The following is a 17,283-nucleotide window of genomic DNA, read 5'->3' as shown; positions in this document are numbered from 1 at the left end:
GGCGTACGCCAACTGTGTGACGACTATGGCGTACTGCTGATATTGGATGAAATCGCCACAGGATTTGGCCGTACAGGCAAGCTGTTTGCCTGCGAACACGCCGAGGTTCAGCCAGACATCCTCTGTGTCGGCAAAGCGCTTACCGGAGGGTACATGACGTTATCGGCCACGCTCACCACTCGCCACGTTGCTGATACCGTCTGCTCGGGCGAAGCGGGCTGCTTTATGCACGGCCCTACTTTTATGGGGCAACCCCCTCGCCTGCGCCGTCGCGAGTGCCAGTATGGCGTTGTTAAAAAAGGGCGAATGGCAAACACAAGTTGCGGGCATCGAACGTCAGTTTGCCTCACTACTACCGAGACTAAAAAAACATAAAAAGGTCAAAGACGTGCGCTGGCTCGGCGCGATTGGTGTGGTAGAGACGACAACCACTGTGGATATGGAAAACATCCAAGCGCATTTTGTTGCGCAAGGTGTCTGGATACGCCCATTCGGACGTCTAATCTATATGATGCCGCCGTTTATCAGCGAACCTGAGCATATTGAGAAGTTGGTGATAGCAGTAGAGAACGCGCTAGAGAAAGAGGTGTGTTTTAAAACTCAAACTAAATCCTAGTTCCTAAAACCCAAAATCTAGGAACTAGGAACTAGACACTAGGAACTTACTCCTGATCAATCATCCAGCGGCGGAAAGCTTTGCGCTCTTCGGTGGAAGATTTTAGGTACCAGGCTTTGAGTTGCTCAAGACTGTTGGTGTCAACACTAGGCATAGCCTCACTTCCTTGCTTCGACTCGGTTTCAGGGGCTAACTCAGCGCTGGCGACTAGAGCAGCACTTGCAGCAAATACCACACCTCTCGCTTGGTTGTGTTGGGCAACGAGCTTAGGTAGGTCGTAATACGGAAAAATACCTTCACCGCTATCCAATACCTCCTGAGAGTATTCAATCGACTCGCCATTTTTAGTTTTTATTACCCACTCCGGAGCTTGTTTAAAGTGCGCGTTGGCTTGCTGATAACTGTGTAATTTTGGTGCTTCAACGACCAAATCACTTTCCGGTGCATTGAACATAAGGACGTAAGGCGCAGAATCAAAGACTCGCGATTTACCTGAATCACTCAATTTCTTACTGTACTTTACCACCAACTGGGTAGGGCCTTGATCGACACTGACACTTTGACGCTTTTCTTGATTTTGCTCACCGTCGACAAACAGCAACTCAACGTTCGATTGTGGCTCTAGCATCCCCGCTGACACTCCGAAACTCATCAATACGCAAAGTAAGCCCATGGATTTATTCATACACTCAATTCCTATAGTCCATAATAAAAAACCACCCCGAAGGGTGGTTTGATTGTATCTCATTTAGGTGAGATTAGAAGTAAGCTTTAACACCTACAGCAACGCCAGTTTGGTTGCTATCTACGTTGTCACCACCAACTTCTGCATAAAGTGTAGAATTTGGTGCTAGTCCGTAACCTGCGTTTACATACCAAGTATCGACGTCATCGGCACCGTCTTGCTCAGAAGTACTGAAACCTGCTGCTAGAGTAACTTTTTCGATAGTGTAAGTAGCCGCTAGACCAATTGTATCAACGTCAGTGTAATCTTTGTCAAGGTTGTAGTAAGCCACTGCTAATTCTAGGTTTTCAACACCAGCGTAGCGTGCTTGAACAGACCAAAGTGACTCATCGCGCTTGCCAGTTGCAACGTTTGAATCGAAAACTTCGCCATTTCCGTAGAAAGCAGTGAAGTCGAAGTCAGCAACTCGGTAGCCAAGTTTACCGTCAAAGTAAACAGTGTCGTCTGTTAAAGTACCTGTATCACCATTTTCATCTTGAACTAGTGCAACAGAAGCGTAGAAGTCACTCTTGTCGATATCCCAACGAACAGTTTCGTCAGCACAGAAGTGGTCATCACTGCCGCCAAAGAACGTGTTTAAACCAAACTGGTAGTCAGAGCCGATACCAGCGTCGTCCATTACAGCACATAGACGACCAACCTTGAAAGAACCTGCTGTGTCAGAGTACAAAGCTACATAAGCATCACCTTCAGATGTACCTACGTCAGTAAACTCCCAGAAACCGCCGAATTGTAGGGAATCGTTGATCGCGTAACGAACGTCAAAGCTTAGGTCAGCGTCTTGAATGTCCTGAGTGAAGTCAGAACCATCGGCTTTATCCTTCACATAAACAACTTCGATGTCGCCGCCCATGGTTACTGACACTTTGTCTTGATTGTAAATTTCAAAACCAGCGTGTGCTGAACTTGTTGCAAGTACTGCTAGTGCTACTAGAGTCTTTTTCATAATAATCCACTGCCTTTTCTATAGAATGGGAATTCCCTATCCGGTTCCCTTTATGTTTTAGAAGATGACTCAAACTCTTTATTGGTCCGATGTCATCGCCACTAAATTTCGAGGTTTAGATTGCAAAAGATTCCCCTAAGTGTCAAATGTTCTAAATCACACAACTAAAAAAACATAAATTGGTTTAAAATCATGTATTTACATATAAACCTGCCGTTTTTTAGACCAGGTTCATAAAAATATCGTTACGCCACGCACCTTACCAAAACCGTTAACATTTAGACTTAAACGCCAATAAATCGATAAAATTATGCGAATTGCAGAATATAAGCCTACCATTTGTGATTATTTGGAGTGATATATATTTTACAATTAGAATTAATTATAAGTTCTTGAAGGTTCAGTTTTTTTTTGTGAAGGAGATCTAGATTTGATCATTTGAGATTCTATTTCGTGAACTGAGTAGCGTTTAGCAAACTGTGCTATCATCCGTCGCCCATAGCGAAGGTCCCCATATGATTGCCAGTAAGATACAAAATTCTATCCGCCACAGTTATCAATCTCTCCAACATCAGTTAGAAAACTTCGTTCCTCGCCGGGCACAAAACTACTTGGTCGCAGAGATCGCCAAAACATTATGTGGCGAGTATCACAAATCTAATCGGATGATTGTTGCAGAAGCGGGGACCGGGATCGGCAAATCACTCTCCTATCTGATGGCAGTAATACCCGTTGCGCTGTTCAATAATCGTAAAGTGGTCATCTCCACCGCCACCGTCGCGCTGCAAGAGCAGCTCATCAATAAGGATTTGCCCCTATATAGACGCCTCTCTGATCGTGAGTTCTCCTTTATCCTCGCCAAAGGCCGAGGCCGTTATTGCTGTGCTGAAAAGCTCTACACCGCGTGTGGGGCAGACGGCGGGCAGATGGCGATGTTCGAAAGTAAACCGAAGAAAAAAGAGGTTGAACTGCTTGAGCTCATGCACACCAAGTTGGCACAAAACAAATGGAATGGTGACCGTGACGCTTGGCCCAAGCCAATTCCCGACCACTTGTGGCAAATGATTGTCAGCGATAAGCACAGCTGCAACACCAGTTTACCAGCGCATCGCCAGTGTCCGTTTCAAAAGGCCCGTGCCGAGCTTGATAAGGTCGACGTGATCATTGCCAACCACAGCTTGGTGATGGCCGATGCCGATCTCGGGGGTGGCGTGATACTTCCAGAGCCTGAGAACACCTTTTATGTGTTTGATGAGGCGCACCACTTACCCCACGTCGCGCGCGATCACGCCTCTGCCGCAGCCAGTTGTAAAGGCGCTGCCAGTTGGCTAGAAAAGCTCAATCAAAGTGTGACCAGATTTGCAGGCCTTGCCGATGAAAAGCGCGTCGCAAGGTTTAAAAACGAGTTGCAAGACAGCATTGCGCAGCTTATTCCAACGTTAGCGAAGCTCCCCGCACAGTTTGATACGCAAGCGTTTGAAGATCGTCATTATCGCTTTGAACATGGCGAACTGCCCACTTGGCTATTTGAACAGGCCAAAGAATTGAAGACCTATTCGGTCAAAGGTGCTCAGGCCGTCGCTAAAGTGGCGGATCTGATTTCAGAACGCGTTAAAGACGGTGAAATTGCGAACCGACTCGCAGAACCCGCGCTCGCTGAGCTCGGTTTTTACATTCAGCGTTTTGACAATCTCGCCCAAGTTTGGCGCTTAATGGCCGAACCCACACGTGAAAAAGGCGCGCCTTTAGCGCGTTGGCTATCCCTACATCCAGAACGCGAAGGCGACATTATCGTCAATGTCTCGCCGCTCGAAGTCGGTTGGCAATTGGATCAACAGATCTGGAGTCGCTGCGTCGGTGCAGTGCTCACTTCCGCGACTCTGCGCGCGCTCAACTCATTCAGTTTTTTCTGTCGCCAAGCTGGCGTGAGTGAAAAAGAGGAAGACGGCGTGCGCTTTCTTGCGCTCTCATCGCCGTTTGATTACGCCAACCAAGCCGAATTGGTCATACCGGCAATGAAGATGGAGCCCCAAGCGCCACAGTTTACTGAATATCTTATAGAGATATTGCCTAACTGGATTGAAGACAAACAGGCCAATTTGGTTTTATTCTCCTCCTATTGGCAAATGAACCAAGTCGCAGAAGCGCTGAGTAGCGAATTTGTTAAAAAGGGTTGGGCGCTGCAAATTCATGGTCAAGAGTCGCGCTCTGAAATTCTAAAAAAACATAAAACCCTTGTGCAGTGCGGCAAGACGAGCATTCTGTTTGGCACTGGCAGCTTCTCAGAAGGGCTGGATTTACCGGGTGACTTGCTGACCAACCTGGTGATCACCAAGATTCCGTTTGCGGTGCCGACCTCCCCCGTGGAGCGCTCCCATGCAGAATACATCGAGCGCAAAGGCGGAAATCCGTTTATGCAGATCTCGGTACCCGAAGCGAGTAAAAAGCTGATTCAGTCTGTCGGTCGCTTGCTGCGTAAAGAGCGCGATTCTGGTAGAGTCGTCATCCTTGATCGCAGACTGGTCACCAAACGTTACGGGAGTGCGCTGTTGGACTCACTTCCGCCATTTAAACGCACCATCAAATAGTGGCGCGATTGACACCCATAACTTACAAGCGCTTCAAGCATATAAAGAAGAATACACATTATGGAACTTTTTGAGCCAACCATGTTGTTGGTGTTGGCACTGGTTGCTTTTGTTGCTGGATTTATTGATGCCGTCGCCGGCGGTGGCGGCATGTTAACGGTACCTGCTCTGCTGTCACTCGGCCTACCGCCGCACATTGCGCTCGGTACCAACAAGTTAGCGGCGACCTTCGCATCATCAACCGCCGCGTTTACTTACTACCGAAAGCGCCTGTTTAAACCTGAATGTTGGCTAAGAGCGTTCTTTGCCACCCTAGCTGGGGCAATCTTGGGCACCTTGTTTGTTGATTTCATCTCAACTGAGTGGCTTGAAAAAATCTTACCGCTGATTATTCTGGCGGCGGCTGTCTATACTGTTTGGCATAAAACACCGAACGCAAACATCAATGAATCGCCACCACCTTGCCCTGTACTGCATAAAAAGCAGATAGGCCAAGGTTTGATTCTAGGCTTTTATGATGGCGTTGCCGGCCCCGGTACTGGCGCTTTTTGGACCGTGAGTTCAATGGCGCTCTATCGCCTCAATATTTTGTTGGCTTCAGGCTTGGCCAAGGCGATGAACTTTACCAGCAACTTCACGTCATTGGTGACATTTGCCATTTTGGGTCATATCGATTGGGTGTTGGGCCTGACGATGGGTGTCTGTTTGATGGCTGGCGCGTTCGTCGGCGCTCATTCCGCGATACGATTTGGCGCAACGTTTATACGCCCAGTCTTTGTCACCGTCGTCAGTGTGCTCGCCGTCAAGCTGGCGTTTGATGCGTGGTTTATCCCTAGTTAACGCAATCATTGCTCAACGAAAGCATTACTTGACGAAAACACTGATTAACGCCATCACTGCGCGTAACTTGCATAGGAAGCGACAAGTAGAACGCTATGAATAGATTCGATTCGCTAAAACAAACCTTAGACAACCTTGCCCTGCAAGCGGCGGGGCTTGATCGCCAACGCGGAGAGCACCACCTACCGCTATTTGATGAACGGCTGTTTTCTTGCCGAGCTAAACTGCTTGTCCCCTGCGTGACAGAAACCCAAGCCACATTGACGTCGATTTTGCGCGAAGAACAAGCGGGCAAATTGACCACGCACCGAGCAGAATACCTCGGCGAGCGTTTACTGTCGCAAATCAGTGCCATTGAGCGCGAATTGGCCACCACCTCAATCCGTAAAAACGAACCTAAGCACAAAAGCTATTATAGAAAGCCCATCAACGAGCTCTATCAACAACTGGCGCAGCATCAAGAGTGGGAACGTCGCTTAAAAGAGATGGTGAGAGATAAAGAGCGTGCACTGCAAAACGCCTCATCGTTTGCCCAAGCACAAGCGCAGCAAGCGTTACTGGCTACCGAGCAGCGTCTAAAACGGTGCCAAGAGTCTAAGTTGAAAATCGAAAATCAGATCACCTATCGAGAGAGAAACCAGTAATGTCTAGTCAAGAACAGTCAACGGCAGTAAACAGCGGGCTTGAAAACGCCCCCGAAGAGGTCAAACTGGCGGTAGATTTAATCTACTTATTGGAGAGCAACGAGATCGATCCTCACACTGCTTTGGCCGCAATCGACATCGTAAAAAGCGATTTAGAGAGAAAATTGGCGCAATAAGGTCAACGTCCTGACTTCAAAGACTTACTTTCTTGCTTAACGACTAATCGCTGGATAAAACAAAAACGCGCTCGGTGATGTGATTCACCGAGCGCGTTTTTCTCAATAAGAGGTGTATGTCCTTTGAGGCTACACCTTAAATTGATTGACCAGTTGCTGCTGATTTTTCGACAGCTCACTGATCTGGCCGCTGACCGTTTCTGACTCTTCCGCTTGAGACAAAATTTGTGCGCTCAGATCGCGGATATTAGCGACACTTTGATTCACTTCGCCTGACACCGACTGCTGCTCTTCTGCCGCTTTAACAATCTGATTGTTCATATCGTTGATGGAAGCGATCGCGCCAAATACGTGATTAAGCTCTTGTACCGCCTGTTCAACCTGGCTGGCAGAGTGATTGGCGAGCTCATTGCCCTCTTGAATCGCAGACACCACATCTTGGGTGCCCTTCTGCACACTTTCAATCACTTTGCGAATTTCACCGACTGAGTCTTGGGTACGGCTGGCGAGATTACGGACCTCATCGGCCACCACGGCAAAGCCACGCCCCTGATCACCCGCGCGCGCCGCTTCAATCGCAGCGTTGAGCGCCAACAGGTTGGTTTGCTCCGAAATGCCCTCAATCACAGTCAAAATTTCCGTGATGTTGGCGTTGTTCTTCGCCAGCTCTTCCACTATGGGCACCGCTGCGGTCATGCGTTCAACCAGATGTTCCATTTCATGTTGCGATTTTTCAATCACTTGTTGACCGACGGTTGCCGCCTGATGCGCTTTATCCGCCTCTTGCACCGCAATTTCTGCGTTTTGTACCACAAGGCCTGCGGTTTGCGTCATCTCTTCAGACGCCGTCGCGACTAAGTCGACCTCTTTAAACTGGGCGTCACTGCTGCGTCTCGTGCCTTGGGCGGCCACTTTCGATTGTTCGGTTGTGGTCCCTACTTGCATCGTGGTATCAATCACATCACGAATAATGTGTTGCAGCTTTTCCAAAAACGAGTTGAAACCCATGGCGAGCTGACCAATTTCATCCGCCGATTTCACCTCAATACGTTGGGTAAGATCGCCTTCGCCCGACGCGATATCATCCAAACGCGCCACCACGTCACGAATCGGTTTCACCAAGCGATTAGCCATAACACCAATCGTAAATAAACCAAACAGCACCAGGACCGAACCCGCCAACAGTTCGGTGGTCACGCTCGATTCCACTTGCGCCGTAATGGTCGCGTCAAGGTCATCGGCATCGGCCAACACACTGTTTCTTGGCATATCAAACAATACGCCCCAGGTTTGATTCGCCACCATAATCGGTGCGAACACCGTCATCCAGTCACCGCTTTCGCTCCACTGTGTCACCACTTCTTGACCCAAGAGCAACTCTCGTAGCGCTTCACTGCTGTGCATGTCGCTCTGATAAGGTTGACCAATGGCCGCGTCAGGCGCGTCACTGGCGATCAAAGAGCCATCAAAGCTAACAATATTGACGCTGCCATCGCCCGAAAAGAGTTTGCTATCCGCATCTGCCACCACCTCTTTCAAGGCGTCGAGACGCAAATCAATCCCAAAGAAACCAATGCTGGTGCCATCAAGCATAATCGGTACCGAAATCGAGGAGGTCAAAAATGTCTCCTCCTCTTGTGTAATCACTCTTGGTGTGGTCACACACGCTTGGGCTGTGGTCACTGGGCACTCAAAACGCTCACGATTACTTGAGTCTGACAGCAGGGCTTCACTGAGCACGCTGTTCACCACATTTTCACCATTTTGCGCGGTGATCCAGTAAGGTGCAAAACGGCCCACTTCGTTGGAACCGACATATTCGGCATCAACGTAATTGCTGTCTTCATTGTCGAGCATGTCCGGTCTAAAGACCAAATACGCCCCTTGAATCGATTCAAAGTCCATCACCGCACGACGAACCATTTCATCCAATGCGGTACGCAGCTCTTCACTGTCACCAAAATTTTCTTCGGTATTGCGTTTTAAGAACATGGCGCTGGAGGCCAACATTTCTGCGCGGTAGAGCGCTTCATTGAGATACTCCGCCACCTCAGTGCCACTGAGTAGAGCGCGCGTTTGCAGCAACTGCTCGGATTTATCGATCACCGATTCCGCGCTTTGCGCTTTGATCAATTGTTGATTGGATAAAGCGTTATAGACCGAGAAGCCAATTAAAGAGAGTGACGTAATGAGGAGACAGCAGCCAGCGAAAAGCGTGATCTTCCATTGAACCGAAAGCGTTCGCATAATACATCCTTATAAGCAAACTTGTTGATAGTTTTGTTCAATCATTACAGCATATTGAACTTGATTATCAATCAAAAGTTTAAGAATTTGTTACTATCGCTCAGAGTAAGATGCTAAACGCTCGGCATTAGTCAGCCAAAAGTGGAAGTGTTACTATTCAAAACCAGTGGATTTAGACTGCAAAAACGAGACCTATTCAAGCAAGGATTATCAATGAAAGTCATCTCTTTTAATATCAACGGCCTTCGCGCCCGCCTTCATCAACTGCAAGCCATTATTGATAAGCATCAACCTGACGTGATTGGTCTTCAAGAAATCAAGGTGCATGATGAAGCTTTCCCACTCGAGGATGTGGAAGCGATGGGCTATCACGTGTACTTTCACGGTCAAAAAGCGCACTACGGTGTGGCCATGCTGTGTAAGAAAGCGCCGATTCACGTGCAAAAAGGCTTTCCGACCGACAATGATGATCATCAAAAACGCATGATCATGGCGACGTTTGAAGACGACGCGGGAGAGAAAGTGACCGTCCTCAATGGTTACTTCCCTCAAGGTGACAACATCCACCACGAAACCAAGTACCCGTATAAGCGTCAGTTTTATCAAGATTTAATGACCTACTTGAACGAGTATCACAGCAGCGACGAGCAATTGATTGTGATGGGTGATATCAACATCAGCCCACTGGACAGCGATATTGGTATTGGCGAACCCAACCGCAAACGTTGGTTAAAAACGGGCAAGTGTTCGTTCCAACCTGAGGAGCGCGAGTGGCTTAGCACCTTGATGAATTGGGGCTTGGTCGACACGTTCCGTCAGGTTCATCCGAGTGTCGACGATCGTTTTTCATGGTTTGATTATCGCTCTCGCGGTTTCGATGATAACCGTGGTCTACGTATTGATGTGATTCTAGCTACGCCAAGTTTGGCGCAAAAATGCGTCGAGTCGGATATTGATTACGAGCTGCGCGGCATTGAGAAACCATCTGACCACGCGCCTATTTGGTCGACGTTTAAGTAAGCGGACTGACTAGGATAAAGAACTGGGAAAGCCGACGTTACAAAGCCGTCGATTGAAAATAGCGCAGTGAAAAAAAAATCCGGAGCATCAACTCCGGATTTTTTTGTTTCTAACGCCACATATTGAGTAGTGACGTGACGATAAGCAGCGGTTAGATAGCGATAAAGTCGGCTTTGTAGTCTGGGTTAACATCTGCGTCGTAATCCACGCCTTCAACACCAAAACCAAACAGTTTCAAGAACTCTTCTTTGTACTCGACGTAATCCGTCAGCTCTTTTAGGTTTTCAGAGGTGATTTGTGGCCATAGGTCACGGCAGTGTTGTTGGATGTCGTCGCGCAACTCCCAGTCGTCTAAACGTAGGCGGTTCTTCTCATCCACTTCTGCTGCGCTACCATCTTCTTTGTAGAGACGCTGGCTAAACATACGGTAGATTTGTTCCATACACCCTTCGTGAACGCCCTCTTCACGCATCTTCTTAAATACCATAGCGATATAAAGCGGCATAACAGGAATCGCAGAACTCGCTTGAGTCACAACCGATTTCAATACTGCGACATTCGCGCTGCCACCGGTTGAAGAAAGTTTCTCGTTCAGTGCAGCGGCGGCGCGGTCTAAGTCCATCTTCGCTTTGCCTAGCGCACCGTCCCAGTAGATCGGCCACGTCAGCTCAGTGCCAATGTAGCTGTAAGCGACGGTTTTGCAGCCATCAGCCAGTACGCCAGCTTCAGAGAGGGCATTGATCCACAATTCCCAATCTTCACCACCCATTACGGTGACGGTGTCTTTGATCTCTTCTTCAGTCGCAGGCTCAACGCTCGCTTCGATGATCACATCTTTGTTGGTATCCACCGCGGTCGATGTGTAGGTTTCGCCGATAGGCTTGAGAGAAGAACGAATCACTTCACCCGTCTCTGGCATTTTACGTACTGGAGAAGCCAGTGAGTACACCACCATATCGATCTGACCCAGATCTTGTTTGATCAGCTCAATGGTTTTTTCTTTTGCTTCGTTTGAAAACGCGTCACCGTTCAAGCTTTTTGCGTAAAGACCCTCTTCACGGGCGAGTTTTTCAAAAGCGACAGAATTGTAGAAACCGGCTGTGCCCGGCTTTTTCTCTGTGCCTTCTTTCTCGAAGAACACACCGATGGTTGAAGCGCCGCCACCAAATGCCGCTGCGATACGAGAAGATAGACCGTAGCCACTCGATGCGCCCACAACCAGTACACGCTTAGGTGCGTTCTTGATTGGGCCTTGCGCCTTAGTGTAAGCAATTTGTTCTTTTACGTTAGCTTCACAACCCACTGGGTGCGTTGTTGTACAGATAAATCCACGAATTCTAGGTTTGATGATCATATTCAACTTCCTTAACAAAACCCGGCTAGGATAAAAGGTTCAACGCCAGATCGCATCTAATTTCTGTAAAAATGTCGTGAAAAGGCAAGTGGTTGGATCACTTCCTGTGGCTTCTCTCTGTGGTATCCAAAGCATTTTACTGAGCAGAAACAGCAGAGGCACCATGACGGTGCCTCTGAGTAGTAAGAGCGGTGACGTGTTTTGTTACGCCACGCTATCGAGCTTTGGCTTCGCGCCCTCTTGATGGGTACGAGTCTCGCTGAAATCGTGGCTAAAGTGGTCCACTTGAATGGCGCGGTAACGCAATTTATCCGCGGCCAAGATCTTATCCACCTCAGCTTGAGTCAGCACGCCAGCGTCTAAGGCTTGCGCTAATCGCTCGGTCAGTAGCCCTTTACGAGCGACTACACCGTCTTTAGCTGCACGCATCAGTTTGCGCTCTAAGCTCTTCACCCCATACATGGCAAGGAAGGCGTTTTCCATCAAGCCGACACTGTCATCCGCATCTTTGCCAATGTAGCAAAGGTGAGTGAGGCGATCACGGTGCGCTCCCGGCGTCATCAGACTTTCTGCCAGTTTCACAGTAAGCTGATCACTTGGCTTGGTGTAGCGATTGCCCAGTGGGAAGATGATCACTTTCAGCAAACGCCCAACCGCTTTTTGTGGGTAGTTGGTAAAAGCTTGCTGCAATGACTGCGCCGCGTGATACAAACAGTGCTGCACGGCGTAGTGTACGTAATCGAGATCTTGCTGCTGGCGACCTTCGTCTTCGTACTTTTTCAGTGCCGCAGACGCCATGTAGAGATACGCCAGTACATCCCCTAAGCGTGCAGAGATCATCTCTTTACGTTTTAAATCGCCGCCCAGTGTTGCCATTGCGATATCCGCACTAACCGCCAACGCACGGCTGAGACGCGTCATCTCTTTATAGTATTGCTGCGTTGGCCCGCTCATATCGGCTTTGATAAAGCGAGAGCCGGTGAGCGCCGCGCCAAACGCACCGAACGTATTGCCCATTGCGTGTTTGATGTGTTTGAACAGTAAATCATCAAATTGCTTCGCACCCTCTTTTTCATCCGGGTTGGCGGCCGCTTCCATCTCTTTCAGCACGTATGGATGACAACGTGTCGCCCCTTGACCAAAGATCATCAGGTTACGGGTCAAAATGTTCGCGCCTTCCACGGTAATAGCGACCGGCACACCGAGATAGTGCGTTGCAAGGTAGTTCATCGGGCCATCTTGAATGGCACGGCCTGAGTGAATGTCCATCGAATCATTCAAAATGGTGCGGGCCATTTCCGTCATGTGATATTTGGCAATCGCCGTCACAATGCCCGGTTTCTCTTTCAGATCTAACGAGGTCGTGGTGAGTGTGCGGCTCGCTTCAAGCAAGTACGTCAAACCACCGATGCGCCCTAGCGCTTCAGCAACCCCTTCAAACTTACCGATCGACATACCAAACTGCTTACGCACGTAGGAATACGCGCCTGTAGTGCGTGACGTCAGATGGCCAATCGCAGTGCCAAGTGCTGGCAACGAGATACCGCGGCCTGCTGACAAACATTCCACCAGCATGCGCCAGCCTTTACCGGCGTAGTCTTGGCCACCAATCAGCCATTCCATAGGAATAAAGACATCTTTACCGCGCGTTGGACCATTCATAAACGCCAAACCTAGCGGGTCGTGACGCTCACCGATTTCCACCCCTTTGTGATCCGCCGGGATCAACGCACAGGTAATGCCAAGCTCTTTTTCATCGCCTAGCAGACCGTCTGGGTCATACATTTTAAACGCAAGGCCAAGTACCGTCGCAACGGGTGCGAGAGTGATGTAACGCTTGTTCCAGTTGAGGCGAATACCGAGCACCTCTTTCCCTTCGTGCTCGCCGTAACAGACGACGCCATCATCGGGAATGCCACCAGCATCTGAACCCGCTTCTGGGCCAGTTAGCGCGAAACACGGAATGTCGGTACCATCGGCAAGACGTGGCAGCCAGTAATCTTTTTGCTCTTGCGTACCATAGTGGGACAACAGCTCACCCGGACCTAACGAGTTTGGCACCATGACCGATACCGCTGTACTGATACTGCGAGTGGCGATGCGCGAAACGATGGTTGAGTTTGCCAATGCAGAGAATTCACGGCCGCCATACTCTTTCGAAATGATCAGCGAGAAAAAGCGCTCTTTGCGCAGGTAATCCCATACTTCTTTTGGCAGATCGCGATCTTCTTTGACGATCTTGTGGTCATTGAGCATCGCCAGCAAGGTTTCGAGCTCATTGTCCATAAACGCCTGCTCTTCCACTGTTAGCGTTGGTGCAGGATATTGGTGCAACTTACGAAAATCAGGACGGCCTGAGAACAACTCTCCGTCCCACCATACGCTGCCCGCTTCCATGGCTTCTTTCTCTGTGCTTGATAGCGGCGGTAGTACTTTTTTGAACATTTTGAAAGCTGGGTCGCTGACCCATTTTCTTCTTAGAGAGCACATAATCCGATCCTTTTGTTCGCGTTAGGGTGTTGAACTTATTGTTAGTGTTATAAATGCTTTGTTCGTATTTAAAAATCTTAACTATTACTCGATTTATTTGGCCGCGACGCCCGCAGCCAAATAAGGAATCAGTTGGTCAACGACGGACTTGGCATCCATCGCTTTGCCGTAATCATTTTCAGCGATCTCCAGCAGCGCTTGACTCGAAGCCATAGTGAATACGCACGTGCCGAGGGTAAAATGCAAACGCCAGAACAGCGCTTCTTGAGTCAACTCAGGGTTGGCTTTCATCACCGATTGCGTAAACAGTGATAACGTCTCTTGGTAACGTGTGGTGATGAACCAACGCAAGTGACCTTGCACATCGGTATAACCACGCCCAATCAGCAACATAAAGCGGCTGGTGCCGTTCGGTCTTACATCGTTTAAGTTTCTTAGTGGCGTACGCAGTGACTCAAACACGTCTGACATTTCATACGTATCATTGAGATTTAAGTTTATTAGCGCATCTTGCACTGAGGGCATAAAAGCTTCGAGATAACGGTTTAGCACTGCACGTACCAAGGTTTTCTTATCGCCAAAGTGATAGTTGACTGACGCGAGATTCACTCCAGCTTTGCTGGTAATGGTACGAAGAGACGTGTCATTGAAACCATGCTCAGCAAACAACGCTTCCGCTACATCTAGGATTTTCTCTTTCGTCTTATTTCTCGCCGACATTTTAAAGCACTCGTATTAAACAACTGTTTGAAATATACATCCGAAACATTTAACTAACAACCAATTAACATCACATTTTTGCGCTTCGGTCTGACCAGATAAAAAAGTGTGAAAGTAATTCATTGAAACGTAAGAGAGATTTTTCCTCGCGAACAAAAAGTGTGCAAAAAAGAAAAAAGAGAGGAAATTTATTGAACTGTTTGGGCCGTCCCCGGTCTGAATAGGTGTAGTGAGCAGAGCATTCGAAGTTTACAGGCCGTCAAACTTGTTTCCTTTCTGAACCTACTCATATGCTGCTTTTTCTTATTAACTCCTATGTTTTATGTATCCGCCCAGAGACCTTTTACTCTGGGCTTTTTTTATCTTTTTCGCTCCAACCGATCAGCAAGACTTTTTAGAGCTAGTTTTATACACTACGCCTCTTTTTGACACCCTGCACGTTAGACCATGAAACTCAGCGATACGCCCGTCACGCAACATCAAGTGGCTTCGATCCCCTTTTTTCTCAAGCGAGACGATCAACTGCACAGCCACTTCTCTGGTAACAAGGCACGCAAACTGATGTCAGTGCTGAGCGGCGAGTGGCCAAAGGTGAAAACCTTGATTGGCTATGGCAGCGCACAGGCGAACTCTGCCTACTCGCTTGCCGCGCTTGCTGCAATAAAGGGCTGGGCGTTTGAGTTTTATGTCGATCGTATCCCCGCATGGCTAGAGCAGCAGCCGATGGGCAATTATCGCGGTGTGTTGGAGCTCGGTGGGCAAATCATCGCCGTCGGCGATTCAGGGCTAGAACCCACGCGCTACATCGAGAAAATCCGCCAACCTGATGCAACCTGCTTAGTGATCCCCGAAGGCGGCCGCTCTACCCTGGCAGAGCCCGGCGTGGCAGGACTGGCACGAGAAATTCTCTCTTGGACTCGTTATCATCCCGAGCACGAGTTTGTTGTCGCCTTACCTTCCGGGACCGGTACCACGTCGCTCTATCTGCAAAAAGCACTCAGACCGCACGGCATTGAGGTGCTGACTTGTCCGTGTGTGGGCGGGAGAGCCTACCTCGAAGCGCAGTGGCGAGCATTAGGTGAAGAGGTGTTTCCCACCGTTCTTGAACTCGAACAAAAGCATCACTTTGGCAAGTTGTATCAAGCGGACTATCGGATGTGGCAGCAACTGCTGGCCGACACCGATGTTGAGTTTGATCTGCTTTACGATCCCATGATGTGGCGCTGCCTGCTCAACTGGTACCCAAATCACCCGCAAAAGACTATTCTCTATGTGCATCAAGGGGGATTGCTGGGCAACGAAAGTATGCTGGCGCGTTATCAACGCAAATTTGATGGTGTTTAAAGCCACCGCATCCCCTAAGTCCATCACCAACCAAAGAGTAAAAGGAGCGCAGCGATGCGATTGTGCACTCAAATTCTAAGTCTGCTGTTGGCTCTCGGCATGACTTATCCTGCGTTGGCAACCGTCATCACAACGCCGGGTAAACCGGTTGTCGGCGTCAACGCTTCGCGCCTTGCTGAGCGCGTCTGCTACTACCAAGACCAAGCCTACTCCTTGGGCGCCGTGATTGAAGTCAAGGATCACCTGCTGCGCTGCTCCAAAGCCAACGACTTTGAGAGCAATGGCGCGCTGAAATGGCAAAGCCTTGATAGCCAAGACGAAAGTAAAAGCGAGCAACCTGACGCTGACGCGACCCCATCTAAGCGTTATTCGGTCAACTAGCTCTGTGACGCCACTGCGCTGGAGTCAGAGTGCGCAGGGCGAATCACCACACAAGCGGTATGACGCTGCTTGCCAAAACCGATGATCTGCGACAGCGCCGCTTTGCTGACCGTCACGTGCGCCGATCCAACGGCATCCAGCTCAGATTCAGCGTGCGGATCATGAATGAAAAAGAACTGCTCGCTCATCCCACTCAGTACCACCCAGTGCGGCTCTTTGCTGCCATTAAAACGATAGGTGCTGATTAACAGCAGAATGCTAGCCCCTTCTTCCACCCAGCGCTCCAACTGACTCTGTGACGGTGGAGAGTCGATGATATCCACGTCCTGCTCCGCCAACTGTTGGCAAAAATCCTGATGAACAATTTCAATCACTTGCTTCTTGTTGTCATCCCGCACACTGTCGATAAATGGCGTTGACTGGGATTGGCTCCACAGCTCGACATGATACCCGCGCCGTGCCGCTGCCAGTGCCAATCCATGACCACTGCATCCACCGTGGCCTGACGCCATGAAAATCGTCGTCGCCTCGCGCCACAGTTGTAACTCAGCACTGCGTGTCAGAGGTTGTGATTTATCGAAATGAGCAAAAGCCATTAGCAGCGACGCCGCGCCACAAGTAAATGGCGTGGTTTGCACATAAAGTGGCATATTTAACAAGGTCTTAGGTCCGTAATGACTCAAGCGTTTTTGCATTTTTAGCCCATCACACAAATCGTCGTAGTAATGGATCAGCAGCTTGAGGGTTTTATAGCCCAATTTCTTGTATAAATTTATCGCGCCTATATTGTCTTCGCGCACTTCTAGTCGTATTGTTGTGAAGCCTTTTTCGACGGCAGCGCGCTCACACATTTCGATCAACGATTGTGCAATATTTCGTCCCCGGTACTGCGGCATCACCGCGATGGAATAGAGTCTCGACAGTTGTGTTCCTTGGTGAAACAAAACTAATGCATAGCCAACCACCTGCTCATCGCACTGTGCTACGAACAAAGAAGAATGTTCAGATTGGATGAACCTTTTCATCTGCCGTGGTGAGATCCTATCACTGGAGAAAAGTGACTTTTCCAACTGATTTAACGCACTGAGATCTGTGATTTTCGATTGGCGAAAATTCATGTGATACCTTCAAAAAAAGCTTATGCTAGTGTTTACCCATCATAGCGTTATTAT

Annotated in this window: 14 protein-coding genes and 1 pseudogene; 8 read left to right on the top strand and 7 right to left on the bottom strand. The window is 48.9% G+C overall.

Features of this window, described 5'->3' with window-relative positions:
• Positions 1 to 616 (top strand): annotated as a pseudogene (locus tag AC6R0R_RS02570) (aminotransferase class III-fold pyridoxal phosphate-dependent enzyme); the annotation flags it as partial.
• A gap of 46 nt (positions 617 to 662) precedes the next feature.
• Here AC6R0R_RS02570 and AC6R0R_RS02565 read toward each other — a convergent pair.
• Complete coding sequence (locus AC6R0R_RS02565) at positions 663 to 1,301, bottom strand: YccT family protein (protein WP_500625602.1); 639 nt, start codon at positions 1,299 to 1,301, stop codon at positions 663 to 665.
• 73 nt (positions 1,302 to 1,374) lie between these two features.
• On the bottom strand, positions 1,375 to 2,307 hold the full coding sequence (locus AC6R0R_RS02560) for a porin (RefSeq protein WP_500625601.1): 933 nt from the start codon (positions 2,305 to 2,307) through the stop codon (positions 1,375 to 1,377).
• Between the two features lie 515 nt (positions 2,308 to 2,822).
• Between AC6R0R_RS02560 and dinG the strand changes: the two genes are divergently transcribed.
• The 4 genes from dinG (at position 2,823) to rsmS (ending at position 6,555) form a co-directional block, all read left to right on the top strand.
• Positions 2,823 to 4,895, top strand: coding sequence for an ATP-dependent DNA helicase DinG (gene dinG / locus AC6R0R_RS02555; protein WP_500625600.1), 2,073 nt, complete (start codon positions 2,823 to 2,825; stop codon positions 4,893 to 4,895).
• A 60-nt stretch (positions 4,896 to 4,955) separates the two neighbouring features.
• The gene (locus tag AC6R0R_RS02550) at positions 4,956 to 5,735 is read left to right on the top strand and encodes a sulfite exporter TauE/SafE family protein (protein WP_487902031.1); all 780 of its coding nucleotides are present in this window, start codon (positions 4,956 to 4,958) and stop codon (positions 5,733 to 5,735) included.
• 95 nt (positions 5,736 to 5,830) lie between these two features.
• Positions 5,831 to 6,379: a primosomal replication protein gene (locus tag AC6R0R_RS02545; RefSeq protein ID WP_500625599.1), complete on the top strand. Its 549-nt coding sequence runs from the start codon at positions 5,831 to 5,833 to the stop codon at positions 6,377 to 6,379.
• Positions 6,379 to 6,555, top strand: coding sequence for a pleiotropic regulatory protein RsmS (gene rsmS / locus AC6R0R_RS02540; protein ID WP_500625598.1), 177 nt, complete (start codon positions 6,379 to 6,381; stop codon positions 6,553 to 6,555). The genes AC6R0R_RS02545 and rsmS overlap by 1 nt, the downstream gene beginning before the upstream one ends.
• Positions 6,556 to 6,684: 129 nt before the next feature.
• Here rsmS and AC6R0R_RS02535 read toward each other — a convergent pair whose 3' ends face one another.
• A complete protein-coding gene (locus AC6R0R_RS02535; RefSeq protein ID WP_500625597.1) occupies positions 6,685 to 8,802 on the bottom strand; it encodes a methyl-accepting chemotaxis protein in 2,118 nt (705 codons plus the stop codon).
• 213 nt (positions 8,803 to 9,015) lie between these two features.
• Between AC6R0R_RS02535 and xthA the strand changes: the two genes are divergently transcribed.
• Positions 9,016 to 9,822, top strand: a complete 807-nt coding sequence (xthA, locus tag AC6R0R_RS02530) for an exodeoxyribonuclease III (RefSeq protein WP_500625596.1) — start codon at positions 9,016 to 9,018, stop codon at positions 9,820 to 9,822.
• Between the two features lie 151 nt (positions 9,823 to 9,973).
• On the opposite strand, the gene fabV is transcribed toward xthA, so the two are convergent.
• The 3 genes from fabV to psrA all read right to left on the bottom strand — a co-directional run bounded on the left by fabV (position 9,974) and on the right by psrA (position 14,386).
• Positions 9,974 to 11,176: an enoyl-ACP reductase FabV gene (fabV, locus tag AC6R0R_RS02525; RefSeq protein ID WP_334550818.1), complete on the bottom strand. Its 1,203-nt coding sequence runs from the start codon at positions 11,174 to 11,176 to the stop codon at positions 9,974 to 9,976.
• Between the two features lie 204 nt (positions 11,177 to 11,380).
• Entirely contained in the window at positions 11,381 to 13,666 is a 2,286-nt protein-coding gene (locus AC6R0R_RS02520) for an acyl-CoA dehydrogenase (RefSeq protein ID WP_500625595.1), read from the bottom strand.
• A gap of 93 nt (positions 13,667 to 13,759) precedes the next feature.
• On the bottom strand, positions 13,760 to 14,386 hold the full coding sequence (psrA, locus tag AC6R0R_RS02515) for a TetR family transcriptional repressor PsrA (RefSeq protein ID WP_334550821.1): 627 nt from the start codon (positions 14,384 to 14,386) through the stop codon (positions 13,760 to 13,762).
• A gap of 447 nt (positions 14,387 to 14,833) precedes the next feature.
• Here psrA and AC6R0R_RS02510 point away from each other — a divergent pair, with 447 nt between their 5' ends.
• Both AC6R0R_RS02510 and AC6R0R_RS02505 read left to right on the top strand, forming a co-directional pair.
• Positions 14,834 to 15,730, top strand: a complete 897-nt coding sequence (locus tag AC6R0R_RS02510; protein ID WP_500625594.1) for a 1-aminocyclopropane-1-carboxylate deaminase/D-cysteine desulfhydrase — start codon at positions 14,834 to 14,836, stop codon at positions 15,728 to 15,730.
• Positions 15,731 to 15,784: 54 nt separating this feature from the next.
• Complete coding sequence (locus AC6R0R_RS02505; RefSeq protein ID WP_334550831.1) at positions 15,785 to 16,111, top strand: DUF1496 domain-containing protein; 327 nt, start codon at positions 15,785 to 15,787, stop codon at positions 16,109 to 16,111.
• On the opposite strand, the gene AC6R0R_RS02500 is transcribed toward AC6R0R_RS02505, so the two are convergent.
• Positions 16,108 to 17,229, bottom strand: coding sequence for a GNAT family N-acetyltransferase/peptidase C39 family protein (locus AC6R0R_RS02500; protein ID WP_487902367.1), 1,122 nt, complete (start codon positions 17,227 to 17,229; stop codon positions 16,108 to 16,110). The two genes, AC6R0R_RS02505 and AC6R0R_RS02500, sit on opposite strands and share 4 nt — an antisense overlap.
• Between the last annotated feature and the right edge of the window lie 54 nt (positions 17,230 to 17,283).

The sequence above is a fragment of the Vibrio sp. R12-SW3-ISO1 genome (genome assembly GCF_059834005.1).
Note: the sequence above shows the minus strand (reverse complement) of the source record. Positions and strands in the feature narration are given on the sequence as shown.